Origin of the sequence: Paenibacillus sonchi (assembly GCF_016772475.1) — a bacterium.
In the GTDB taxonomy this organism is placed as follows: domain Bacteria; phylum Bacillota; class Bacilli; order Paenibacillales; family Paenibacillaceae; genus Paenibacillus_AQ; species Paenibacillus_AQ sonchi.
The window spans coordinates 7,298,457-7,322,836 of the sequence record NZ_CP068595.1 but is presented as its reverse complement, the minus strand read 5'-3'; the positions used below and the strand labels follow the sequence as shown (position 1 = coordinate 7,322,836).

The window sequence follows — 24,380 nt, the reverse complement described above, 5'->3', positions numbered from 1 at the left end:
GCTCCTTACTGTTCCAGCTCATCATAGATATCTTTGTCTGGTACAAAGGGAAGCCAATCTCGTTTGATATCCACAGCATAGGCTGGATAGCGAAGCTTGATCCCTTCAAAGAAATATGGCATGAGTCCATTATCGAACAGATAATAGGGGCTGAAAGAGTGGGTCTCTTCTTCATGTTCTCCCGTATAGCCCGAATAGAGGTTAAATGCGAGACGGGTAAGACGGACTGTTGTGCCTGTCTGCCAGCCGTTGTTTAAGCCCTCTAGCCTAATGCTGTCTTCTCTGAAATCATAAAGATCATTAATGTGACGGCGAGTATCTTCTGTAAGGCCTAACAGATAAAACAGAGCGGATCGGTAAGGATCGTGTTGACGCTCAGCGCGAATGACATTACCTTCATAAAACTGTTCATGGGCCAGATCTTTGAATACCATTAAATTTCCTCCTCTTCAATTAAGGGATGTAGTTCAGGCTCTGACTGGAGCGAAAAATATAGGGTTAAAGCTTTATCGATGATTTCCTCAACTTCTGCGGCTTTACTCTCAGGAGAGAAATATTTGGCATATACTTTATGCTTTAGCTTGAATGGAGCAGGAACCTTATTTTTTGGCTTCCGGCTAGACTCACCGGAAAGGATCACTGATGCGGCTTGCTCAGTGAAATTGCGATTTTCTGATTTCGCTCGAAGCAGCTCGGATTTTTTCATATCTACTTTAAAGCCTTGTTCATGAATTAAAGATTCCACGGTTTGTTGTTCTTGCGGTTTCAGGTAAGAGAGATCGACGGCCGGGCGAAGCTTGATTTCACCTTGATCGACTCTTTCCATGAGTTCTGGTAAAAGATGATTCAAGCGCAAATATCGTTTGATATTGGTTGGGCTCATATCGTTTTTCTCGGAAACTTCATCCACGCTCCAAGTTCGCTGTCCCACTGGGACAGTGGACTCAGAATCCTCGGTGTTATAAGGGATCTCGCCGTTTTCAAGCTGAGTTATTTTGCTCTGTTTTTGCTTAGCTTCTTTGCAAGCTTCAAGCTGCATCTCCAGGGCACGAGCAAGTTCACTGGGCAACATATCCTGAATGGAACGTTGATGAAAATTGGTGTCCACCACGATAATTACAGCTTCTGCTTCCGTCAATTGTTCTTTAACAATGGAAGGGATAGAAAGTAACCCCGCAGCTTTAGCGGCATTGACGCGATTATGCCCAGAAAGAATTTCATAGGAATCTTGTTCCATTGGACGGACTATAACGGGAATTAGCACACCGTTCTCTAGGACGCTTTCGATTAAGTCATCCAGTTTTTTGCCCTCATATAACTTAAATGGATGTTTATGAAAGGGAATAAGGCTGGAGAGTAGAAGAGAAGTGACTCCTGAATTTTCAGGAGATGATGTTGTATGGTCTGGTCCCTCAGACAAAAGTAAAAGCTCATCAATGCTTGAAAGCTTAGGCGTAGGTCGCTTATTGCTCATCTTGCATCAGCTCCTTCGCTAAACTGCAATAAGCAGTGGCTACCTTCGACTTAGGATTGAATTCAATAATACTTTGACTATAGAAATTCGCCTCACCGACTTTGACTGAGAGAGGGATTTGAACATCAAAGATGCGGACGGTTTTCTGGTAATAAGCTTTCACTAACCGAAAGGCTTCTTTATATAAATTGGTTCTGGTATCACACATAGTCATTAAAATTCCCGCAATGTTAATCCGCGGATTAATTCGTTTCTTCACCTTAATGATAATTTTCAGAAGCTGAGTTAGGCCTGTTGCTGACCACAGTTGAGGGTTTACCGGAATTAACACACTGTCACTGGCAGCAAGGGCGTTTATCGTTAGTAGACCAAGAGAGGGATTTGTGTCTATAATGATATAGTCATATCTTTGCTTCATGGATTCCAATAATGTGGTGAGAGTCTTTTCACCACCCATTTCATCTCTTAAATTAATCTCAGCAACGGATAGTTCTATGTTGCTTGGGATGAGGTCTATATTGCCATGATTATGAATGTATTCTTCAGGAGCCGGCAGTGGTTCGTCGCTCATGAGGGCGTTCATAATATTGAACATTGAAAACTTAAGCTGATCTGGATTCTCGATTCCAAAGCACATGCTCAGATTGCCTTGTGGGTCGAAATCAACCAGCAGCACTTTTTTATCTTCATAAGACAAGGCGCACGCCAGATTGTAGGCGGTGGTAGTCTTGCCTGTGCCACCTTTCTGATTGGCGATGGTGATAACGGTTGTTTGTGTCATTATAAAAACCTCCCCGGAGGTTTGCTCCGAACATATTGTCAATGGTAGGGAGCGGGCTGGTTCTCTCATTTTTCTCTCCGAGTTCTCTCGCAGTTCTCTCCAAAGGCTAAATTTGCTCTTTCTGTTGCTTGTTGCCGGAAACCCTTGTGGCTCTAAGGAAAACACGGAAAACCGTAAAAAACCCTTGATTCTACAAGGTTTTTTGCGGATTGTAGGTTCCCTTATTTTCCACTGCAGGGGGTTAAAGTCCAAATGACTTCTGGGACTTAAAATCCTGCGGTACGTGAGTACCGTACGGGTTCGACCCCCGTCCTCGGCATCCATAGCTACAGTGGAAGGCGCATTCAAGTGAATGCGTCTTTTCTTTGCACGTAGGCTTAAAAAAGGATAATGTAAATCTTGGAGCGAATTAAGCATGTGGAGAAATCTGTAGTTCATTGAAGAGATAAAGAGCATCTTTAAATCCCTGTAAATAGATGGAGCGCTCAAGAATGGCTTGAAGCGACAACTCAGTGTCCTCAAACAGGAAAGCAGCGTTCTGCTGGTCCTGGGGCAGAGAGTTTCTAAGCTGCTGAAAGTGCTGATTACTTTCCTGAAGAAGCAATTTATAGTTAGAATCGGTGTTCAACAATTCACGGTACATCGCTTCAACCCGTATGCGAATCAACGGATCGGTTAAAGCTTCTAAAGATTCAAACAAATAGGACACCTCCAAGTTTTTAACTTTATAAGGGTATTATATAACCTTATGAGGTTAGTTGTAAAGTTAAATTTTAACTCTATAAGGTCAATTAGCTGTCTGCAATTATCATACATAATAGTTGGAGGGGAACATTTTGTTGAAAAGCAATTTAAGAGTTCTAATGGCTGAACACCGTATAGACGACATCACTGAATTAATGGAGAAATCGGGTTTAAGCCGAAACTCAATTAACAAACTGTATAGAGAAACTCAACTGGAGACTGTTAAGTTGGAGACGCTATTCAAACTTTGTGATACGTTTCAATGCAAGCTGTCAGATTTGATTGAGTATGTGCCGGGAGAATAGAGGTTACTAGAGGAGCACTCGGGAGAGTGCTTTTCTTTTAGACGGATAAATATTCTTCTAAATAAATTTTATATTGATAAGTTCAAGAATTTTGCGGTACATGAGTACTGTACGGGTTCGCCCTCCCCCGTCCTCGGCACTACAGTGAAAGCCTTGAGAAATCAAGGTTTTTTTATAGCCCTTGAATAAAGCTCAAGACAAAAGCTAAAAATTCTGTGTGGGGAGGCAAAATGGAGCGCTACAGCAAAGTGAACTTTCCATCATTCAAAGTGTCCCTTGTGCAAGGGTGACTTGTAAGGGTTTCAGAACAAAATGAGAGATTTAGTCCTCTTCAACAACTCTCTGTTTCAAGTATTTTGGTATTGTTCCATCACAGATGCCCAAATCAAGTTCCAGATGAAAGAGGAAATTCGATATGGCATTATGTTCTTCATCAGTTAGCGAAGTGGCTTCGGTTTGATAATGATTCAACAACGACACTAAACAGAAATCTTTTGGAATAAATACCCCATCTTTGCTCTTGATAACTCCCATCTCAGTCAATGTCTTATCAGAGATCATTGGTTATCCTCCTTTTTATATGATAGAGAACAATTCGTTAAAGTAACATTCAAATGATGCGGCTAACACCCCATTTTTAGGCTCAAGGTTTTCCGAGAAATGGGGCAAATTTATGGAAATGATGGTTGAAGGACATACTTAATAAACTTCAAATAAATCGATTCAAAATCTTAAGTGTTATTTTTTATTAGCAATGGCTTTTTTGCATCTATAATAATGGATACCATTCCTAATTCGTTAATGGAATTCCTTGTATCAAATCGAAATGATCTCCCTATCTTCCCGTCCATTTCATTCCAGTATGTATAATGAAAATCTCCGTTATCATCGCAATACTCCAACAACGTTACTTCAAACCCCACCTTTTCAAATACGGATACAAACGTTTTAGCATCGTATACTATTTTATGAGATGCCGCAGGATGATCAGCTGGTCCAGGACCTCCGACTTGAACCATCTGTTGATACCAATCGTTACGGAAATTTTTATCGGGAACCGCACAACGGATGTACCCACCAGGTTTTAAAAACTGATAGCAATGCTTCGCAGCCGTAATCCCTTCCTCATAAGTTAAATGCTCCCACACATGTTCAGCCAGGAGTGCATCAATACTTTTTGGTGCAGATAATTTGATCCAACTGTCCAAAGCTAGTAAATTCAATTCATCTTCTTGGGTACTGAGCCAACCATCATACTTTGTCTGCCCTGCTCCAATGACTACTTTCATATAAATACCATCTCCATTTTGTTTGGAATAACACAACTTACATTATATGTTATTCAACCAATAAATCAATTGTAGTTGAGACGCTTTCAGATAGAGCAAGGGGGCCACAAAAATGATTGGTTTTCATTATAGGCTGATTTTTGAGGATAAATCCCGGTCTGAATTACTCCTAAATTATCCATTGCCCTTGCTGGCTCGTATCCAGAACTCCTTCCCGGCAAACCATCGAACGGATTATAGAAGAGGCGGGAAAATAGGGGGTGCTGTTTGGTTTCGTTCTGGAGACGATGCAGCGAGAGTATTACATCCACTTGCATAATCATACTTGCCTCATCAATCACTGCGAAACTTTGCGCCCGCAGCGGTATATAACCTTCAGGCATTGTTCTTATCTATGAGTTTCTATTGCGAGGGTCAGTCCATCTTCTATGTGAATAAAGAGGATCAGAAGAGATATCGTTTTGATCGAAGCAAAGCTGATGGTGCAGCTACAGATTAAGCATCAGTCAATTAATGTTTGGCCATCAATAAAATAATCAGTAGTTGAGAAGTTTTCCCATGCGCATAGGTCGGTTGGATACTATTCTTTTTTTCATTCAAATTGTAAGATTAATTTACTTAGATAAGTCAATGAGTCAAGAAGAACACTGTGTTTATTAGGCAGACGCTTCCGACCTTGTCAAACGCTATAAGTTTAAGAAACGAAAGGTGATGATTTTGATCGAAGATGAAATAACAATCCAGAATAAACTAGAGTTCTTTCATATAGTTTTTGCAGAAGAATTTGATTCGATTTTTTCAGCAGATATCATATGTTGTGAAGAATGCGTAGATGAATTTATCAAATACTGGCCGGGTGTCTATATTAACGATCAGGATTTTCAAACCTACTCAATACAAATTTCATCATTGTATTCGATGATGCGATTCAGTGATTTTAAAACTGAAGATGAATTTAATCAATTCTCATCTGGTTTAGTATGTCCTCGATGCAACCAAAAATTACGTGGAATCATCTATCCCTATAATATGCCCTTTAATGTTCCATATGGATTCAAGCAACTCGTAGGAGAAATTGCTAAAATAGCATATGAGACACCTTTTTTACTATTAACACATCCTTTTGCACTTGAGGTGTTTCAAGAAATCACTAATATATCTCAAACAATTGATCCTGAGATTTTATCTGATGCAGTATACAGAGCCCGAATATTCAATAATGAAATTGTTTATACTGCAGCTGACTTTTTTACTCCTCCTAAAGAGAAGGTTGCTGAGGGGAGGTATAATCATGCTGGAAAACAAGTATTATACCTTTCTGAGGAGCCGGAAGCATGCTTCCATGAACTACGTTCCCCCCAAGAAGGTGTGATGATTGCAAACATACGTATAAAAAAACCAATCAAAGTTTTAGACTTAACAATGCAAGCTCATGAGTCAAACATCATTAACTTAATAAGATGGTCATCCTTAATGAGTTCCCCAAATGAAGGGGAGGGGTGGCACAAGCCTCACTATGTCTTTACAAGATTTATTGCTGATTGTGCTAAAGCAGCTGGATTCCATGCTATCAAATATCCGAGTGTGCGTTTTGATGAAGGTATGAACCTAGCACTAATTAGTTATTCAGAGCATACAAATGATTTTCAAGTTGATGAAATATTTTTATTTAATGATAGTAATACTAAAATTGAAATATTAAAACAAAGATTAATGGAATCTCTTAGTTCAGAATTTATTAAGTGGTGATTTATACTTTGACGTATTAGTTTCATGCTTCGATCTTGACTTTTCTTGACCCGGCAAAAATTCAAGAAAAGTGTAGATATCGGTGTTGAGAGAAATCTAGTTCAATGAAACAGCGATAGTCTTAGGATTTATCTTCTCATCTTTTGTTGTCGCTGTTTCACTGTTCCAAACTCTAGAGCCAGACTCGGCAACCAACCGGTTGGTTATAATTAATTACTAAAGGGGGTGTTGGTTTGAAGTATTCCGTTATTCAGATTCCGTATCTGCCGGGGTGTCCGATCCATGTCAAGGTCAATGAGACTAATTCCGAAGAGCTGCATCGACACTCGGGGCTGGAGATCCTCTGGCTTTTTACTGGAAAACTGAAGGTGACCATCGGCCAAAATGATTACCATCTGCATGAAAACAATCTGCTTTTAATTAACCATTTCGAATCCCATCGCGTAATTCCGCAAGCCTTAAATACCCGCTTTATTCAGTTGCACGTGGACAGCCTTTATATATATAAACATAATCACGATTTCTACGACTTGAACTACGATCTGAAATCCTTCAAAAATAGTGAAGACAACCAACATCCGTATGATGTTGTTCGTATTTTATTCAGTCAATTGGTTGGGAAGGGGAAGAAAATAAAGAGGTTCTCCGGTTGTTGGGCTACATAACGTCCCGTTTCAGTAAAAAGCTATCCTCGCCGGAACCGGACCATCGTGCTTCGAATAAAGAGTTTAATATTGTCCAGCAAATCTTGAACAGGGTTGAACTGGATTTCAAAGGGAAGGTTACGTTAAATCAAATTGCACAGGAACAGCATTATAATTCATCTTATCTGTCGGACATTTTCCGGAAAAACATCGGGGTTACGTTTAAAGATTATTTGGAAGAAGTCCGGATCAGGTATTCATTGTTTTTGCTGCAAAACCAGGAAACGTCAATTACGAACATAGCCTTATCTTCAGGCTTCAGTGATGAAAAAAGTTACTATAAAGCCATCAAAGATAAATTTTCGTTAACCCCTCTGCAGCTGCGCAAAAAACATCTGGAGGAGAATCACGACGGCCTGGCTTTGACCGGCTCCTCCAAGGAGCAATTGATTCATCACTATGCTTCGCTTCCGCTCGAACTAAAAGCAATAGAGGAAAATACGATCCAATCCACTATTGTCAAGGATATTCAAGCGGATGGTTACGAATTAAAGCAGGTGTGGAACAAAATCATGAACATTGGATCTGCCAATACGCTGCTGAATCAGAATATACGCGATCAAATCAAAGAGATGCGGGAAGAAATCCCAATTGAATATTTGCGTTTTGAAGGCGTTTTCAATCAGGAATTGGACGTGATTCAGAAAGATCGGGACGGGTTAAAATTCAATTGGAAATTTATTAACAATATTCTGGATTATACCCGGGAGCTTGAACTCAAACCATTTATTTGCCTGAGTTATATGCCGCTTTTATTTGCCAGCAAAAGCACCAGTTTTTTTAATTATCAGGGAAATACCTCTCCCCAAAAGAAATGAGCCAGTGGCTGTCCCTGGTTCAATCCTTTATGATGAATTGCATTAACCGTTACGGCCTTGATACGGTTTCCGAATGGTATTTTCAAATATGGACCGAGCTTCCGGCGTATGGGATTCATTGGAGCGGTACACTTGAACAATATTTCGAATTATATAAGCAAACGGCGCTGCTCATTAAGGGAATATCTCCATCGCTCAAGGTGGGACCTGCAGCAGAAAATTTTCATACGGATGAGCAACTTTCCGAGAAACTGCTCGGATTTTGCCGGGAAAACGCGGTGCCCCTTGATTTTTACAGCTGCAATATTTACCATAACCGCGTCAAATTTAAAGATTGGCTGGAGCGATCCCAAACAAGTCCTGTCGATATTAAGCTAATTCCGTTTCAATATGAAGCCAAAAACCATACCAGGCATTTGCTGGAGAAGATGCATCGCTTGCTGGAAACTCACTATAAGGAAGATATTGAATTCATCGTAACGCGCTGGAACTTTAGCTGGGATGTTACGAATTTCCTTCATGATACGGCTTTTATGGCCACCTTTATTATTGATCATATGCTTGATCACTCAGCGGCCCATGCCAAGGCCATCGGTTTTTTATCGGCTTCCGATATTCTCTATGAATGGGATATTAAAAGCAATCCCTTTTTTGGGGGACAGGGCTGGTGAATACGGAAGGGATAAAGAAATCCGCGTATTATGCCTTCGTATTTTTATCTAAGCTGGGAAGCACCGTGTTTGCCAAAGGCAAAAATTATATCATGACCAAACGTGGAGAAAACATCCAAATATTAGCTTACAATCACACCTACCCTGACCAATTGTTCATGAAGGGAGGCCAACCGGATCAACATTCTTATGATATTTTTGAAGAATCCAATGATTTACTATTAAATATTCACCTGCAAAATATCTACGGAACCTATAAATGCAAACAATACAGTCTTAACCGAGACCATGGATCTGCTTATGACGAATGGATTCGCATGGGTGAATATGCTGATCTGAATCATGAAGAGACGGATTACTTGAAAAATATATCCAGACCTTCCCTGCAATTAAAGCAGCTTACCTTAACAGGCGATTTTCATCTTTCGTTGCATGTTCCGGTTCACGGGGTCGAATGCATCATCCTAAATAAGTTTTATAAATAAGCCAAAGAATTCCCCATATCATTTGGGGGTAATTCTTTGGTTTTTTTCTTTTTCTTGCGGATATCCGGGACACTTGCCCTTATCTTCCTATCACTTGCCCAAGAAATAGGAAGGAAACATGGACTGATCTGAACTACAATTTGTTTGAAAGCGGTTTTATAGCGATTTGAAAAACAGACTGGAGGAGATTGTGGATGAAGGCCAATAAACAGGTTCGCTTATCATATACTGCGAAGGCGAAGGAAATTGTAAGCCAAATGAGCTTGGAGGAAAAAGTATATCTCATGAGCGGAAGAGTCTCCATGGAGGAAATGCTGGAAGATTTTAAGGAGAGACATTACAACTGGAGACCTTATCCCGCCGGCGGAAATGACCGCTTGGGGGTGCCGGAACTGAAATTTGTCGACGGCCCCCGCGGAGTCGTATCCGGCAACAGCACCTGCTTTCCGGTAGCCATGTCAAGAGGTGCTGCCTTTGACCCTGAGCTTGAAGAGCGCATTGGACATGCTATAGGCAAAGAGGTTCGCGCGCAAGGCGGCAATTTTTTTGGCGGCGTTTGCATTAACCTCCCGTATAACCCGGGGTGGGGCAGAAGCCAGGAAGTATACGGCGAGGAATCGTTCCACCTGGGCGTCATGGGTTCCTCTTTGGTAAAAGGGGTTCAGGAAGAAAATGTAATCGCTTGCGTGAAGCATTTTGCTTTCAATAGCATGGAGTGGGCCCGGTTTAAGGTGAGCGTCATCGCTGATAAACGAACGGAACGCGAGGTTTTTTTGCCGCACTTTAAGGATTGTGTAGATGCAGGTGCCGGCAGTGTAATGAGTGCCTATAACTTGTACCACGGAGTTCATTGCGGGCATCATGATTATTTGTTGAATCAGGTTTTGAAGGATGAGTGGGATTTTGACGGTTTTGTGATCAGTGATTTTGCCTGGGGCATCAAAGATACGGTTGAAGCTGCAAATGGCGGCATGGACGTTGAAATGTGCCATACGAAATTTTTTGGCGGCAAGCTGGTCGAAGCTGTAAGAAACGGTCAAGTCAGCGAAGAAAAAATCGATGAGTCGGCAGTAAGAATTGTGCGTACCTTACTGGCATTTACAGAAGCGGACAAGGATACGTACGGCAAGGACCTGATCGCAAGCAAAGAGCATATCGAATTGGCGCTGGAAGCTGCCGAGAAATCCATGACCTTGATGAAAAACGATCACCATGTCCTGCCGTTCTCCAAAACAGAGACAAAGCGTATCGCGGTTATTGGCGGACTCGGCAGCAAAGGAAACATTGGCGATCATGGCTCAAGCCGGGTGTTTCCGCCTTACATTGTTACACCGGTGGAGGGAATTAAACGCCTGCTTCCAAATGCCGAGGTGGTCTTCGACAGCGGGGAGGATCTGGAGCAAGCGAAGCAATTGGCGAAATCCGTTGATGCCGTTGTTTTTGTCGCAGGATATGACCACGATGATGAGGGGGAATCCGTCACGAACGAAGATGCAGATTTGAAGTCGGGCGGGGATCGTAAAAACAGTCTTGGTTTGCATACGAAGGATATTGAACTTATTAAAGCGGTTGGCCCCGTTAACCCTAACTCTGCTGCTGTATTGATCGGCGGCAATATGATCATGATTGAAGAATGGAAGCAGTCCGTGTCGTCCATCCTGATGGCCTATTATCCGGGAATGGAAGGCGGCACCGCCATAGCGAAAACGTTGTTCGGGGACGTTAACCCGGGCGGCAAATTGCCTTTTGTTGTACCGGTGAGCGAAAGCCATCTTCCCCAAGTGGATTGGGATGCAGCCGAGATCAAATATGACTATTATCATGGGTATGCCAAATTGGAGAAGGAAGGAATCGAGCCTTCCCTGCCTTACGGATTTGGTTTATCCTACACCAGCTTTGCAATGTCCCATGCCTCCTTCCAAGCAGTGGATGATCACATCATCGCAGCTTGCGAGGTTGAAAATACAGGAGACGTAACGGGTGACGAAGTCGTTCAGCTGTATGTCGGTTTCGGCAACTCCGGGCTGGACCGGCCCGTTAAAGTGCTGCGCGGGTTTAAGCGGATCACGCTGAAGCCGGGGCAAAAGGAGAAGGTTGAGATCGCCTGTCCGGTTGAAAAAATCAAATGGTTTAATCCTGCCGCAAACCGGTGGGAGCTTGAAGAGATGGCCTATGAGGTGTACATCGGAAGCAGCAGCGCAGAAAAGGATTTAATCAAGGGAAGCATTAACTTACATTAATTTTCCCCTTGAAAACGTTCCTAACAGGAGGATGCACAATGGCGATAAGAGAAGAGTCCAATCAAAAGTTATCCTTATTGGAAAAAGTAAGCTACGGTTTGGGAGATACGGCGTCCAACTTGATTTATGCGGTGGTTACCACTTATTTAACCTTCTATTTTACGGATGTCTATGGCATTGGCGCTGCCGCAGTAGGTACACTATTGTTGGTTGCAAGACTTGTGGATATGGTGGACAGTCCTATTTTCGGCATCCTTATCGACAAGACGCATACCAAATGGGGGAAATCAAGACCGTGGATTTTATGGTCCTGCTTTCCGTTTACCATCGTAACGATCCTGTTGTTTATGGGACCTGAGTTAAGCGCGTCCGGTAAACTGGTGTATGCTTACATTTTCTATATTGCTTCCAACATTCTGTATACAGCCGTTAACAATCCGTTAACTACCTTGCTTCCCAGCTTGTCCAGCGAAATTCAGGAACGAACGGTGGCCAACTCTTTTCGGATGTTTGGCGGGCAACTGGGCGGATTGCTGGTCAATCTGACGTTATTGCCGCTTGTCGCATTTTTCGGGAATGGGGATCAGCAAAAGGGCTTCTTCCATACGATGATTCTTTTTGGCGCAGTGGGGCTGGTGATGTTCCTGATCACATTTTTTAATACGAGAGAACGTGTTCAGGATAGATCCGGGGGCAAATCATTGCCTGTCAGGGAGAGCGTCAAAGCGATTAAAGGCAATATGCCATGGGTTGCCGGGGTTTTAATAGGCGTCGTATTTTTTATCTTGTACGTGGTGAAATTGTCGTCGGGCATTTATTACATTACCTACAATCTGAATCAGCCTGACCTCGTCACTACGGCCAATACGCTCGGCTCGTTGACCCTGGTGGGAATTATCTGTGTGCCGTTCTTAACCAAGAAGTATAGTAAAAAAACGTTGATGATCGCCGGAATGGCCGTCAGCCTGCTCGGTCAGCTGATTATTTATCTCGGTGGCGACAGTACGGCTATGGTGCTTACGGGTATAGTCGTTGGTGCCGTTGGTCTGGGATTGCCTGTCGGGTTATTGTTTGCACTTATTGCCGATACGGTGGATTATGGTGAATGGAAATCAGGCGTTCGCGCGCAAGGCTTGCTTGCTTCCACCGCTTCCGGGATCGCCATTAAACTAGGGTCCGGTCTAGGCGGAGCGATTCCGGCCTGGTTGCTTGCGGCAGGGGGATATGTTGCCAATCAAACCCAGACACAGACCGCACTTCGGATGATAGAAATCAGTTTTATCTGGCTGCCGATCCTGTTATGTATAGTGTCGATTCTCATTTTGGTTTTTCTATACCGTTGGGACAAACCCCATCATGAGATTGTTGCGGAATTGGAAGTGAGAAGAGCTCAATAGAATCGCAAAAATCACGCTAGGCTCTCTTTCTGAGGAAAGAGAGCTTTCTTTTTCATCACTCACTTTGGTCATATTTTCTATTATACATGAATATGAGTCGAACGGGATGATTGACAAAGCTATTTCCCTATCCGGCATATACCCATGAATGATGCTGATAATACAATTAGATTCGCCCGTTTTTTTGTAAAAAAAGAACTGATTTTTGCAAGCCATCCTGCCAGGTGTCCGGGTAAACTTATAGGTGTCCAATAGTTGTGACGCTTTGATATAGAGCAAGGGGGCCATAAAATGATTGGTTTTGATGACAGGCTGATTTTTGAAAATAAATCCAATGACCTGCTGGCGGCCGGTGAACTGCTCGTTGACATGATCTCCAATGAGTATGATGACACCTTTCAGTCTGCCGGATATACAAAGTTTCCGGGAGGCTCACCCTCCAATATCGCGATCAACGTGAGGAAGCTTGGGATCAGTTCTATCATGGTTTCTGCAGTGGGAGAGGACGGCTTTGGCAAGTTTCTGGTAGACCGGCTGCGGGGAGAAGGACTGGAGACACAGGGCATTCAGCGTAACTCCAATTCTACGAGCTTGGTGGTGGTATCCAAGAGCAAATCGACTCCGGTTCCGATTTTTTACCGCGGTGCGGACTATCATCTGGCTTATACGCCAATGCTTGATGCCGCTTTGAAGTCTTCTAGTATTGTTCACTTTTCCTGCTGGCCCGTATCCAGAACCCCTTCCCGGCAAACCATCGAACGGATGATTGCAGAGGCGAGAAAACAGGGGATGCTGATCGGCTTCGATCCCAATTATCATTCTGCGATTTGGCAGGAGGGTGAAGACGGCGTACAATACGTGAAAGACTTAATCTCCAAAGTGGATATTATCAAGCCATCGGAGGACGATGCCGAGCGGCTGTTCGGACGTGACACGCCTTACCGTCAACTGGAGAAGTTTCTTGAGCTTGGAGCCAAGCAGGTTATTTTGACGTTAGGGGAGAACGGGGCCATTGTCTCGAATGGGAGAGAAACAAGAATCTTTGAGACCCTGGCCACGGATGTTGTGGATACCACGGGGGCCGGAGATGCGTTCTGGTCCGGGTTTTATACGGCGGCAGTGAAAGGGTATACGCTGCAGGAAGCCTTGAATCTCGGATTTGCTGTAAGTGCCTTCAAATTGAAATATACCGGAGCTGTAGTCGATCTGCCAAAAATTGAGGACATTCAGGCATATTACAATTTGTAGGAGGTTATAGCTGTGGCTATCAAAAATAAAGTACAGTTGATTACATATCCCGATTCCATGGGCGGTAATCTGAAGGTGCTGCATGAGCAGCTTCAGAAGCATTTCACCGATATTTTTCCGGGCGGTATTCATATTCTTCCTCCGTTTCCTTCCTCCGGGGACCGGGGATTTGCTCCGCTCACCTACCTTGAGATCGAGCCGGACTTCGGCACATGGGAGGATATCCGGGCGATAGGCGAACAGTTCGATGTGCTGGTGGACCTGATGGTGAATCACATCTCCAGACAATCGCTGTATTTTCAAGACTTCCTTGAGAAAGGCCGGGCTTCCGGATATGCCGATTTATTTATAACCCTGGACAAGATATGGGAGAACGGAGAGCCTGTCGGGGCGGATATCGAGAAAATGTTCCTGCGGCGGTCTGTCCCGTATTCAAGCTTCTCCACCCTCGGAAACGGCGGGGAAGAAAAGGTGTGGACGACCTTTGGCAAGACGGACCCGTCGGAGCAGATTGATCTGGATATCCATTCTCCGCTCACCCGGCAGCTGCTGCAGTCATTTTTTGAGAATTTCAAGGCGCAGAACGTCAAGATTGTAAGGCTGGATGCTGTCGGGTATGTTATCAAGAAACTGGGGACCAGTTGTTTTTTTGTGGAACCGGAGATTTACGAGTTTCTCGGCTGGATCAGGCAGATGGCGGATTCGCTGGACATGGAGTTGCTGCCTGAGGTACATGCGCACTATAGCACTCAATACAAACTATCGGAATACGGATGCTGGATATACGATTTCATCCTGCCCTACCGGGTGCTTGAGGCGCTTACCGGCAGGTCTAATGCAGAGCTGTATTCCTATCTCAAAACCCGGCCGCATAAGCAGTTCACCATGCTTGATTGCCATGACGGCATTCCTGTTAAGCCGGATCTGGACGATCTCCTCGATACGGATAAAGCCAGAGAATTGGTCGATATCTGCGTAGAAAGGGGGGCGAATCTGAGCCTCATTCTGTCGGAGGAGCACAAAGCTGCAGACGGGTTCGATGTCCATCAGATCCGCTGCACGTATTATAGTGCGCTGAATGAAAACGATGATGCGTATATTGCCGCAAGAGCGATCCAATTCTTCACCCCAGGCATTCCGCAGGTGTATTATGTGGGTTTAATGGCCGGTAGAAATGATATAGAACAGGTAGAAAAGACGGGCGAAGGACGGGAAATCAACCGTCATAACTATACCGTGGAGGAAATCGAGCGGGGACTTGAACAAGATGTCGTGAAGCGGCTCATGAAGCTGATCCGCTTTCGCAATACTTACAGTGCCTTCGATGGGGTGTTTCAGGTGCTGGATGCTGCACCGGATGAGATCCGTTTGCTGTGGGAACAAAACGGGAAATATTGCAGGCTGTTCATCAGCCTGCAGACGTATCAGACTGTTATTGAATTTGTGGATGAAGAAGGAAGGCCTGCCACGTATCAGGTATAGTCTAAATTTTATAGGGAGTGATTATTTTGGCTACGCTGCAAATAAGTTTTCATTCGAAATGCCTGAGAAGAGAGGTGATCTTCAACGCATTATTGCCGGTCGATCTGCCTGAAGGATTTGGACAACCGGTATGGTCGGGGGAACCTCTGAAGGCCATTTATCTCCTGCATGGCTTTTCCGGAAGCCATAACGACTGGATGAATTTCTCGCGGATCAGGGAACTGTCGGACAGGTACCAGATTGCGGTTTTTATGCCTGCCGGCGAAAATCGCTTCTATCTGGATGATGAGAACAGGGGCGAATGGTTCGGAGAATACATCGGTAAGGAGCTGGTGGATTTCACGCGCAAGCTGTTCCCGCTGTCTACAAGACGCGAAGATACCTATATCGGCGGTTTGTCCATGGGAGGTTATGGCGCAATCCGCAACGGTCTGAAGTATGTGGAACAATTTGGACGTATTATTGCCTTGTCCTCAGCACTGATTCCTTATAGAATTGCGAATGTGGCTCCGGATTACGATGACGTTATAGCCGGCTATAATTACTACACAAGCACCTTTGGTGATCTGAGTCAATTGCTTGGCAGTGACAAAGACCCGGAAAGCCTTGTTCTTGATATGAAAAAGAAGGGACTTAAGCAGCCTGAGCTGTATATGGCCTGCGGGACGGATGATTTCCTGCTGGACGTGAACCGCAGGTTCCATGAATTCCTTGAACGGGAACAGGTCGGGCATCTATATGTTGAAGATGCGGGAGCACATACCTGGGACTACTGGAATAAGCACATTGAAGCTGCGCTGAAGTGGGCAGCGGAAGACAGCGCTGCTATTTAATAGCCTGATAAATAATTGAAAGCCGAATACTTGTACGCCCCTGGGCTTCCGGTCAAGCTGGAATTGGTTCAGGGGCTTGCTGAATTCCGGGGAGGAAGAAGTGGTGGTATGATTCGGACAAACAGTATCGTATTCAAGTTTTCGGTGCAGCTGACGGTTATTCTGGCGATTCTGCTGTCCATCCTTGTGCTGAGCAATATTTACTCCCTGGAAGTGGTACGAAGCAATGCGCTTACCAGCTCCAGGAACACACTTGCCATCTACCAGGCGAACATTCATAACAACCTCAATAACTTCTCCAAAGATCTGACCGAAGTGTTCGATAATAATATTGATGCCGCAGTGGGTTTTGCCTACTTGGAGGAGAGCAGCCAGTATTTCAGAGCTATGGAGCTCAAAAATACGCTGCTGGCCAAGATGTCGAACGATTATGCCAGCGACGGCATGTTCATCAGAATTCCCGGCGAGTCTGCGCTTGAGCAGTTCAGCAACCGGATACAATCCGGGGACAAGCTTGCTCTGGTCAATTTTCTTGACACTTACGAGTTCAGCTCCGGGCCATCCGTTGAAGCCAAGCCATGGAAGACGCTGCAGATCGAGGGAGACTACTATCTGTTCAATTATATTACCTACTCGGGAGTCAGCTTTGGAACGTTTGTCAAAGCGGACAACCTGCTGTCGATGGTTAACAGAGGAGGCAACGATCAGAATCGGTATGTGCTGAGCAGTACAGAGGGGAGAATTCTGTCGGCTAACCATATCGTGCTGCAGGCAGTTGCCACTCTGGACAGCCTGACCAGAGAGTACAAGCGCAGCTATATGATTGTGTCTGAGCCAATCACGGAATTCGGACAGATTACAAATATCGTAGCCAAGGGAAGCCTGTTCGCGGGCTTAAAGCTGATTCAATGGAGCATCGTTTTCTTGGCCGTTCTCTCGGTTATTGTAGTCCCGCTCGTGCTGCGGTTCTTGACAAGGGATGTGTTGAAGCCGATTCTGGAGCTGGTGAAGGCGGCCAAAGTGGTGGAGCAGGGGCAGCTGGAGTATTCTGTTCCCAAGGGCACGCCGTATTCCCTGGAGTTCATGAAGCTGTTTCATGCGTTCGAATCCATGGTCAGCGAAATCAGCGGCTTGAAGATTCAATCCTATGAGGAACAGATTGAAACCAGCCGGGCGGAGATCAAATATCTGCAGATGCAAATCAGGCCCCATTTCTTTCTGAATGCCATCTCGACGATCACCAGCCTGACCTATCAGAATAAAAACGAAGAAATCCGGCAGCTGATCCAATGTCTGTCCGAGCATCTTCGGTATATGCTGAAGGGCGGACTCGCAGAGGTCCCTATGGAGGAAGAAATCCGCCATGCTGAAAATTACATTCGGATGCAGGAGATTCGTTATCCTGACCAAGTGTTCTATATGACCGAGATTAATGAGGAGTCCCGGTGCGTCCCTATTCCTCAATTCATGATTCAGACCTTTGTGGAGAATGCGTTCAAGCACGCGATGTTCTATAAAGAGATGTTATCCATATTCATCCGTGTCCGGTCGGAGACAAGGGAGGGAAGCCCGTTTGTCAAAATTGAAATCGAGGACAACGGAGGAGGCTTCTCCGCCGAATGGCTGAATAACCCGGAGGCCGAAGAAGCTGCGGAGGATGGGGGCCGGGTCGGCATTGCCAATATTCGAAAAACGCTCCGGCTGCTCTACAAACGCTCCGATCTGCTTAAGCTGTCCAATGCCGGGCAGGCCGGAGCAAGAGTGGAATTGTGGATACCGGTAGAGGAAGCCCGCCGCGAGCCGATCTAGGAGGAGAAGTATGCGTTGCTTGTTAATTGATGATGATATCCCTACGGTTCATGCTCTGCTCGGTATTGTAAATTGGGAGGAATTTGGAGTGACCGAGGTGCTGACCGCTTATAACATAGAGGAAGCGAAGCAGATCTTCAATGGCGGCAAGCCCGATCTGATTATCTGTGATATTGAAATGCCCAGAGGCTCCGGGATGGATATGATCCAGTGGGCCAGGGAGCATCAATATGAGGGAGGGTTCATATTCCTGACCTGTCATGCGAGCTTCACCTTCGCGTCCCAGGCGATTCTCTACAATGCCGATTCTTATCTGGTCAAACCGCTGGACAAGCAGGAGCTGGAAGCTGCGGTGCAGAAATCCATCGAGACGCTCAAGAAGAAGGCGCTGATGGGCGAATACAGCAAGCTGGGGAAGGCCTGGCTGAAGAATAAAGATTTGGTGGAGCGGGGCTTCTGGAACGATGTGCTGACCGCCGCGATTTCTCCCCGAATCCATCTGATTCAGAGTGAGGCCCAGAAGCGGGAGCTGGACGTGTACGTCGATACCGAATACGTTCTGCTTCTCGTAAGCGTCCCGCGCTCCCAGATTGAACGGGAGTGGGATGATAGCATATTCCATTATGCGCTGACCAACCTGATTTCCGAAATTCTCACCGGCCAGATCAGTGCGGGCCGGATTATTGCTTATCAAGCTGACAATGTATTCTACAATGCCATTCTTGTCGAGAACGGCATGGATATACGGGAGCTTCAGCACAGTGCGGAGCATATCATCCTCATGTGCAGGCAATATTTGAAATGTACGGCTACCTGTTATCTCAGTGAGAAGGCGGCTGTTTCGGGACTCTCGCAGATCAAGACGGAGCTGGAGCAGCTCGATGAGTCCAACATCATTTTCAGAGGTGAGGTGCATCATCAGAATGAGCCTTTCCATTACGATACTACCGAGCGCTTCACGCTGGATATGGAGCTGTTCACCATGCTGTTCATCCAGAAGGAGAAGGTCCAGATTGTAAATCGGCTGAAGAAGGAACTGGAGACGCTGGCGGCTCTGAACAAGCTGAATTCGGCGACACTGCATTCGATCCGCGAGGACTTCCTGCAGGTGGTCTATTCGCTGCTCTCGCGGCACCAGATTGGAGCGCACCGGCTTTTTGCCGGGGAGGCCGCCCAGCAATTGGCTCATAATGCCGACAGCAGCGTGTTTGATTTCATGAAATGGGCCCAGGCGGTCACGGATAAAACGGTAGATTCCATTAAAGAAGTGCTGCAATCCGAAGGTGTGGTTGAAAGAGCCAAGCGCTTTATTCATGAGAACTTCAGACAGGATCTCAGCCGTGAGGATGTCGCGGCAAGCGTCTATCTGACGGGCGATTATCTCGCCAAGGTCTTCAAGAATGAGACGGGGCAGACGGTGAAGGAGTATCTGAATGACTGCCGGATCAAGGAGGCCAAGCAGAGATTGATTGAGAGTACGGCCAGCATAGGCGACATCGCTATGGATACCGGGTTTGATACGATCTCTTACTTCTCCACGGTATTCAAAAAACTGACCGGAGAAACACCGATTGCCTACCGCTCCAAGCATAAATCTGTCCGGTAACCGTTAGCCGGCCAAGCAGCGATTTTCCTGTGAGGGGGAAGTCGCTGTTTTGGTTTATAAGAACGGCATGGCAGCACGGTTTTTCGAAAAAACACACCGTCTTTTTAAAAGCTCCGCATCCCCCAAACAAGTACAATAATAACGAAAGCACAGAACAGGAGGCATGAATATGAAAAGTAAAAAGGGGTTAGGTTCATTATTGTTGTCAACGGTGTTATGCAGTTCACTTCTGGCGGCTTGCAGCAACAATTCAAATACATCCGCAACCGATTCCGGGAATACCCCGGCAAAGGAGAAACTGACGGAGATTGTTTTTGCCCTGCCGTCATTCAACCGGATTCCGGATGATCTGAGCAAAGTAACAGACGCAATCAATGCGATCACCACAGAAAAGATCGGGGTAAAGGTGGATTTCCGTCTGTATGGTCCTTCCGATTATGCCCAGAAGGTCAATCTGGCTCTGCAGAGCGGAGAGAAAATGGATGTCTTCACCACCCTGGGGCAGCTCTCGAATTATGTGTCGAAAAGCCAGGTGTCTCCGCTCGAAGAGCTTCTTCCGAAATACGGAAAGGAAATGACTGCGATCCTGGAAAAGGACTTCGGTCCCGATATTCTCAAAGCTACAACGATGGACGGGCATATCTACGGAATTCCGGTGAATAAAGGGATGGCCTTGCCCACTATTGTGATCTACAACTCCGAAATGTTGAAAGAAGCGGGGTTATCGGCTGACCAGATCCGCACGGCTGAGGATCTGCCCGCCGTCTTCGCGGCCGTGAAGCAGAAGAATCCCGATGTGGTTCCGTTCGGACCGATCAGTGTGAATCCGACAGATACGGGGCTTATCAATATGCTGAAAGGCGCGAACAAGGTCGATTACCTGACGGATACAACCGGAGTCGGCGTTGTCATCGGCGACAGCGGCAAAGTCGTTAATTACTATGAAACCGATATCTTTAAGAACGGAATTCAAATGATGAGAGACTGGTTCAATGCGGGTTATCTGCAAAAGGATACCGCAACGACGACGGTTACAGCCATGGAGCTGATTTCTTCCGGACGCGGTTTCTCCTATATTGGAGGCTACAGCGGCATGGAGGTAGGTAAAACCCTGAGCGCCCTGGCAGGAAAAACGCTGGAAACCAAACGGATCGCTCCTTTTTATTTTGATACAAGCGCCGTGAACTCTGTAACCTGGATGGTGTCCAGCACCTCTAAGGAGCAGGAGGCCGCTGTGAAATTCCTGAACCTGCTCTACACAGACGCCGATCTGATCAATACCATTCTCTTTGGCGTGGAAGGGGAGGATTACCTGAAGGTTGACGAGCATCATGTGAAATTCCCGGAAGGCATGGATGCCAACACGGTGCCTTACACAGCAATGCTGAGCTCCGGGGTTGTAGGCTCGGAATCCCTCCAGTATCAGTTCGAGGGCATCAACTGGTCGGATGTGGAATTGAAGCTGAAGGAAAACAAGGATACGGAAAGATCGCCGTATTTCGGATTTATTTTCGACCAGAGTCAAGTGAAAACACAGATCAGCGCCGTGAACAACGTCGTGAATCAATTCCTGCCGGCGCTGGTCAGCGGCTCGCTTGACCCGGATACGATTATTCCGAAATTCATCAATGCGCTCAAGGATGCAGGGGCCCAGGCCATCATTGACAGCAAGCAGAAGCAGCTGGACGAATGGATTGCCGCGCAGAACAAATAATTCCAAAGAACTGCTGAGAATGGAGCCGTTCACAGGCTCTGTTCCCAGCGGGTGGAGGTGAATTCCGACATGACCGCCAAACGCAAATCCAAACCTCTCAAAAAGACGCTTCCCTTATTAATATTGGCCGCTCCGGGCCTGCTCTATTTTCTGGTCAACAGCTATTTTCCGATGTTCGGGGTGTTTATCGCTTTCAAGGATGTCAATTACGCCAAAGGAATTTTCGGAAGCGATTGGATCGGATTCCAGAACTTTACCTTTCTGTTCCAGACCAGCGATGCCTGGATTATGACGCGGAATACCTTGCTCTACAATATCACTTTTATCGCGCTGGGGACCATTGTTTCCATTATTATTGCCATCCTGATGTCGGAGCTGCTGAGTAAGCTGTACTCGAAGCTTTTTATGACCGGGCTGATTCTGCCCAACCTGATCTCCATGGTTGTTCTTTCCCTGCTGGTCTTTGCTTTCCTTAACGCGGACAGCGGGTTCGTCAATCATTCTATTCTCCGCCCGCTTGGTCTTCCGGAGATCAACTGGTATTCAGAGCCGAAATATTGGCCTTATCTGTTAGTTATGATTCAGATCTGGAAAACGGCAGGCTACGGCTCCATCGTCTATTTCGCTTCCATCGCGGGAATTGACAAGAGTATTTATGAAGCTGCCAAGATTGATGGCGCGGGGAAGCTGAAGCAGATCCGCATGATTACACTGCCGCTTCTGAAGCCGACGGTCATTGTGCTGGTGCTCATGTCGATGGGACGGATATTCAACTCCGATTTCGGCCTGTTCTACCAGGTTCCGATGAATTCGGGTGCACTGTTCAGTGCCACCCAAACCATTGATACGTATGTCTACCGCGCTTTAATGCAGTTGAATGATATCGGAATGTCCGCAGCAGCAGGCTTGTATCAATCCCTGGTCGGATTTGTGCTGGTGCTTACGGTAAATGCCATCGTCAAAAAGGTTAATTCAGAAAACGCTTTGTTCTAGGAGGAAATACTTATGATACAAACCAGAGGGGAACGAACATTTGTTATTTTCTCTGCGATCGTGATGATCTTGCTGACTGTATTTGCATTTTTGCCCTTCCTTCTGATCGTCATTGCCTCGTTCACCGACGAAACGGCCCTGATCCGGAACGGATACAGCTTTTTTCCCGAGCAGACAAGTCTTGACGCGTACTTATACATTAAAGCTTCAGCATACACCTTCGTAAGAGCCTACGGGGTTTCCTTTCTGGTTACGCTGCTGGGTACCGGATTTGGTCTGCTGATTACAAGCATGCTTGCTTATCCCATGTCCCGTACCGATTTCAAATATCACAATACGCTGGCTTTTATCGTGTTTTTTACGATGCTGTTCAGCGGGGGGATTGTCCCTTCCTATATCATGTGGACCCAGTATTTCCATATCAAGGATACGCTATGGGCGCTTATTGTGCCGAACCTGCTGTCGAACGGCTTCAATGTGCTGCTGGTCCGGAACTATTTCAAAAATAATGTGCCCGTGGAAATCATCGAGGCTTCCCAGATTGACGGGGCGTCGGAGCTGCGGACCTTCTTCCGGATTATGCTTCCGTTGTCCATGCCGGTTATGGCCACCGTCGGCCTGTTTATGGGGCTGGCCTACTGGAACGACTGGATCAATGCGCTTTATTTTGTGTCGAAACCGAAATGGTACGGCATTCAGAATCTGCTGATCCAGCTGATGAACAACATTCAATTCCTCAACTCCGGCCAGGCCAGCGGTGTGATCGGAGCAGAAGCGGTGAAGCTGCCGAGCACGGCGGTACGGATGGCTATGGCGGTGCTGGGCATTGTGCCGGTATTGTTCGTTCTGCCCTTTATGCAGAAGTATTTAACCCGCGGGGTTGTCATCGGCGCAGTGAAAGGCTAAAGAAAAGATGAAAAGGAGAATGCAGAGATGAAAGTGCAAGAGGTAATTGACCGGATTCTGCTTGATTGCTGCGGCGGCCGCAAGCTGGAGCAGACCTGCGATGTGCTTGCGAGCGGGCATGAGGACATGGAAGTGACTGGCATCGTTACTACATTTATGGCTACGGTGGATGTCATCCGGGAAGCGGTTGCCATCGGAGCGAACCTGATTATTACCCATGAGCCAACCTATTTCACTGGAATGGATACGCTGGACTGGCTGCAGGAGGACCCTGTGTACCTGGCCAAGCGGACCTTGATCGAGCAGCACGGAATCGCCATCTGGAGATTTCATGACCATATGCATTTGGCGGACACGGACCGCATTTATGACGGCTTGCTCAAGGAGCTGGCGTGGGAGGACAAGAAGCTTGAAGAGAAAAATCCCTGGGGTTATCTCATCGAAGAGACAACGGTCCGGGCGCTGGCTGGCTTCCTGAAGCAAAAACTTGGCATGGATGTCATTCAGATTGTCGGCAATCCCGATTCCGCTTGCTCCCGCATCGGCATATTGGTTGGAGGCGGAAGCCTGGGTCTGGGCCGGGAGCAAATGCCCATGGAGCTGATGCAGGAAAAGAACCTCGATGTGATGATCTGCGGCGATATCACGGAATGGACCTTGTGCGCATATGTCAACGATGCCGCGATGCTCGGCCAGAATAAAGCGATGATAGTGATTGGCCATGAGCGTTCCGAGGAGTGGGGCATGAAGTATATGGCGGAATGGCTGGCGCCGCTGGTGAGCGGCCTTCCGGTAACGTTTGTTGATGCGAAGGAGCCGTTTATTTATCTGTAGGCTGATCCCATCACGGATTCAGCAGGAGAATGTCAGATCTACAATTATAAGCAGCAGTGTTCCGGTAACCGGAGTATTGCTGCTTTTTTGTTGTATAGGAAAATATGCAATGTAAAAAAATGTGGACAACTTGGAAGTTTAGGATAAATAAGAAGCTTGGGTTCTCCTGAGGGGTTAACCCTCGAAAATCTTGCACGGAATACAACAAAGTGTCTCTTCAGCAGGCATGTTGTACAACAAATGCGGACTTTGTAACCTCTAAGACCTTATTCACCCGTCAGGGTGATTTTGTGCTTGC

The 24,380-nt window shown here is 46.0% G+C and carries 22 protein-coding genes, 1 tRNA gene and 1 pseudogene; 17 read left to right on the top strand and 7 right to left on the bottom strand.

From position 1 onward, the window contains the following. Positions 1–5 precede the first annotated feature (5 nt). Genes JI735_RS32910 through JI735_RS32900 form a run of 3 tightly spaced genes read right to left on the bottom strand, consistent with a single transcriptional unit; the run spans position 6 to position 2,255 of the window. Positions 6–434, bottom strand: a complete 429-nt coding sequence (locus tag JI735_RS32910) for a DUF6075 family protein (protein WP_202676831.1) — start codon at positions 432–434, stop codon at positions 6–8. Then, a complete protein-coding gene (locus tag JI735_RS32905; RefSeq protein ID WP_202676830.1) occupies positions 434–1,474 on the bottom strand; it encodes a ParB N-terminal domain-containing protein in 1,041 nt (346 codons plus the stop codon). The genes JI735_RS32910 and JI735_RS32905 overlap by 1 nt, the downstream gene beginning before the upstream one ends. Further along, positions 1,464–2,255 (bottom strand): ParA family protein, encoded by a 792-nt coding sequence (locus JI735_RS32900; RefSeq protein ID WP_202676829.1) that lies wholly within the window; start codon positions 2,253–2,255, stop codon positions 1,464–1,466. The genes JI735_RS32905 and JI735_RS32900 overlap by 11 nt, the downstream gene beginning before the upstream one ends. Positions 2,256–2,488: 233 nt before the next feature. On the opposite strand from JI735_RS32900, the gene JI735_RS32895 reads away from it, so the two are divergent. Next, positions 2,489–2,574: transfer RNA gene (locus JI735_RS32895), tRNA-Leu, on the top strand. A 90-nt stretch (positions 2,575–2,664) separates the two neighbouring features. Here JI735_RS32895 and JI735_RS32890 read toward each other — a convergent pair. Beyond that, positions 2,665–2,955: a hypothetical protein gene (locus JI735_RS32890; protein WP_039833139.1), complete on the bottom strand. Its 291-nt coding sequence runs from the start codon at positions 2,953–2,955 to the stop codon at positions 2,665–2,667. A 136-nt stretch (positions 2,956–3,091) separates the two neighbouring features. Here JI735_RS32890 and JI735_RS32885 point away from each other — a divergent pair, with 136 nt between their 5' ends. Further along, entirely contained in the window at positions 3,092–3,304 is a 213-nt protein-coding gene (locus tag JI735_RS32885; protein WP_039833140.1) for a helix-turn-helix domain-containing protein, read from the top strand. A 321-nt stretch (positions 3,305–3,625) separates the two neighbouring features. Here JI735_RS32885 and JI735_RS32880 read toward each other — a convergent pair whose 3' ends face one another. From JI735_RS32880 to JI735_RS36665, 3 genes are all read right to left on the bottom strand, one after another. Continuing rightward, entirely contained in the window at positions 3,626–3,865 is a 240-nt protein-coding gene (locus JI735_RS32880; RefSeq protein ID WP_039833141.1) for a hypothetical protein, read from the bottom strand. 170 nt (positions 3,866–4,035) lie between these two features. After that, positions 4,036–4,593: a class I SAM-dependent methyltransferase gene (locus JI735_RS32875; protein ID WP_039833142.1), complete on the bottom strand. Its 558-nt coding sequence runs from the start codon at positions 4,591–4,593 to the stop codon at positions 4,036–4,038. A gap of 86 nt (positions 4,594–4,679) precedes the next feature. Then, entirely contained in the window at positions 4,680–4,976 is a 297-nt protein-coding gene (locus tag JI735_RS36665) for a hypothetical protein (protein ID WP_233476179.1), read from the bottom strand. Positions 4,977–5,310: 334 nt separating this feature from the next. Between JI735_RS36665 and JI735_RS32870 the strand changes: the two genes are divergently transcribed. The 15 genes and pseudogenes from JI735_RS32870 (at position 5,311) to JI735_RS32795 (ending at position 24,082) form a co-directional block, all read left to right on the top strand. Beyond that, positions 5,311–6,342 (top strand): RES family NAD+ phosphorylase, encoded by a 1,032-nt coding sequence (locus JI735_RS32870; RefSeq protein ID WP_157771264.1) that lies wholly within the window; start codon positions 5,311–5,313, stop codon positions 6,340–6,342. Positions 6,343–6,575: 233 nt separating this feature from the next. Further along, positions 6,576–7,007, top strand: a complete 432-nt coding sequence (locus JI735_RS32865; protein WP_202676828.1) for a cupin domain-containing protein — start codon at positions 6,576–6,578, stop codon at positions 7,005–7,007. Beyond that, a pseudogene (locus JI735_RS38045) lies at positions 6,992–8,535 on the top strand (GH39 family glycosyl hydrolase). The gene JI735_RS32865 and the pseudogene JI735_RS38045 overlap by 16 nt, the downstream one beginning before the upstream one ends. Further along, positions 8,532–9,020, top strand: a complete 489-nt coding sequence (locus tag JI735_RS32850) for a hypothetical protein (RefSeq protein WP_202676825.1) — start codon at positions 8,532–8,534, stop codon at positions 9,018–9,020. Before JI735_RS38045 ends, JI735_RS32850 begins: the two are co-directional and overlap by 4 nt. A gap of 194 nt (positions 9,021–9,214) precedes the next feature. Then, on the top strand, positions 9,215–11,260 hold the full coding sequence (locus tag JI735_RS32845; protein WP_039833146.1) for a beta-glucosidase: 2,046 nt from the start codon (positions 9,215–9,217) through the stop codon (positions 11,258–11,260). A 38-nt stretch (positions 11,261–11,298) separates the two neighbouring features. Further along, entirely contained in the window at positions 11,299–12,657 is a 1,359-nt protein-coding gene (locus JI735_RS32840; RefSeq protein ID WP_039833147.1) for a glycoside-pentoside-hexuronide (GPH):cation symporter, read from the top strand. Between the two features lie 291 nt (positions 12,658–12,948). Beyond that, positions 12,949–13,905, top strand: coding sequence for a carbohydrate kinase family protein (locus JI735_RS32835; protein ID WP_039833148.1), 957 nt, complete (start codon positions 12,949–12,951; stop codon positions 13,903–13,905). 12 nt (positions 13,906–13,917) lie between these two features. After that, positions 13,918–15,387, top strand: a complete 1,470-nt coding sequence (gene gtfA / locus JI735_RS32830; protein ID WP_039833149.1) for a sucrose phosphorylase — start codon at positions 13,918–13,920, stop codon at positions 15,385–15,387. 26 nt (positions 15,388–15,413) lie between these two features. Beyond that, on the top strand, positions 15,414–16,220 hold the full coding sequence (locus JI735_RS32825; protein ID WP_039833150.1) for an alpha/beta hydrolase: 807 nt from the start codon (positions 15,414–15,416) through the stop codon (positions 16,218–16,220). Positions 16,221–16,328: 108 nt separating this feature from the next. Then, on the top strand, positions 16,329–18,029 hold the full coding sequence (locus JI735_RS32820) for a sensor histidine kinase (RefSeq protein WP_039833151.1): 1,701 nt from the start codon (positions 16,329–16,331) through the stop codon (positions 18,027–18,029). 10 nt (positions 18,030–18,039) lie between these two features. Continuing rightward, on the top strand, positions 18,040–19,635 hold the full coding sequence (locus JI735_RS32815) for a helix-turn-helix domain-containing protein (RefSeq protein WP_039833152.1): 1,596 nt from the start codon (positions 18,040–18,042) through the stop codon (positions 19,633–19,635). A gap of 169 nt (positions 19,636–19,804) precedes the next feature. Further along, positions 19,805–21,349, top strand: coding sequence for an ABC transporter substrate-binding protein (locus JI735_RS32810; RefSeq protein WP_039833153.1), 1,545 nt, complete (start codon positions 19,805–19,807; stop codon positions 21,347–21,349). Positions 21,350–21,418: 69 nt separating this feature from the next. Then, positions 21,419–22,342: an ABC transporter permease gene (locus JI735_RS32805; protein WP_039833154.1), complete on the top strand. Its 924-nt coding sequence runs from the start codon at positions 21,419–21,421 to the stop codon at positions 22,340–22,342. Positions 22,343–22,354: 12 nt separating this feature from the next. Further along, on the top strand, positions 22,355–23,248 hold the full coding sequence (locus JI735_RS32800) for a carbohydrate ABC transporter permease (protein WP_039833155.1): 894 nt from the start codon (positions 22,355–22,357) through the stop codon (positions 23,246–23,248). A gap of 27 nt (positions 23,249–23,275) precedes the next feature. Next, positions 23,276–24,082, top strand: coding sequence for a Nif3-like dinuclear metal center hexameric protein (locus JI735_RS32795; protein WP_039833156.1), 807 nt, complete (start codon positions 23,276–23,278; stop codon positions 24,080–24,082). Positions 24,083–24,380: the final 298 nt, after the last annotated feature.

Excerpts from the sequence above, each read along its gene's own strand:
- JI735_RS32880 (WP_039833141.1), bottom strand. The coding sequence starts at position 3,865 with ATGATCTCTGATAAGACATTGACTGAGATGGGAGTTATCAAGAGCAAA.
- JI735_RS32840 (WP_039833147.1), top strand. The coding sequence starts at position 11,299 with ATGGCGATAAGAGAAGAGTCCAATCAAAAGTTATCCTTATTGGAAAAA.
- JI735_RS32845 (WP_039833146.1), top strand. The coding sequence starts at position 9,215 with ATGAAGGCCAATAAACAGGTTCGCTTATCATATACTGCGAAGGCGAAG.
- JI735_RS32805 (WP_039833154.1), top strand. The coding sequence starts at position 21,419 with ATGACCGCCAAACGCAAATCCAAACCTCTCAAAAAGACGCTTCCCTTA.
- JI735_RS32795 (WP_039833156.1), top strand. The coding sequence starts at position 23,276 with ATGAAAGTGCAAGAGGTAATTGACCGGATTCTGCTTGATTGCTGCGGC.
- JI735_RS32835 (WP_039833148.1), top strand. The coding sequence starts at position 12,949 with ATGATTGGTTTTGATGACAGGCTGATTTTTGAAAATAAATCCAATGAC.
- JI735_RS32800 (WP_039833155.1), top strand. The coding sequence starts at position 22,355 with ATGATACAAACCAGAGGGGAACGAACATTTGTTATTTTCTCTGCGATC.
- JI735_RS36665 (WP_233476179.1), bottom strand. The coding sequence starts at position 4,976 with ATGCCTGAAGGTTATATACCGCTGCGGGCGCAAAGTTTCGCAGTGATT.
- JI735_RS32820 (WP_039833151.1), top strand. The coding sequence starts at position 16,329 with ATGATTCGGACAAACAGTATCGTATTCAAGTTTTCGGTGCAGCTGACG.
- JI735_RS32815 (WP_039833152.1), top strand. The coding sequence starts at position 18,040 with ATGCGTTGCTTGTTAATTGATGATGATATCCCTACGGTTCATGCTCTG.
- JI735_RS32900 (WP_202676829.1), bottom strand. The coding sequence starts at position 2,255 with ATGACACAAACAACCGTTATCACCATCGCCAATCAGAAAGGTGGCACA.
- JI735_RS32810 (WP_039833153.1), top strand. The coding sequence starts at position 19,805 with ATGAAAAGTAAAAAGGGGTTAGGTTCATTATTGTTGTCAACGGTGTTA.
- JI735_RS32910 (WP_202676831.1), bottom strand. The coding sequence starts at position 434 with ATGGTATTCAAAGATCTGGCCCATGAACAGTTTTATGAAGGTAATGTC.
- JI735_RS32905 (WP_202676830.1), bottom strand. The coding sequence starts at position 1,474 with ATGAGCAATAAGCGACCTACGCCTAAGCTTTCAAGCATTGATGAGCTT.
- JI735_RS32875 (WP_039833142.1), bottom strand. The coding sequence starts at position 4,593 with ATGAAAGTAGTCATTGGAGCAGGGCAGACAAAGTATGATGGTTGGCTC.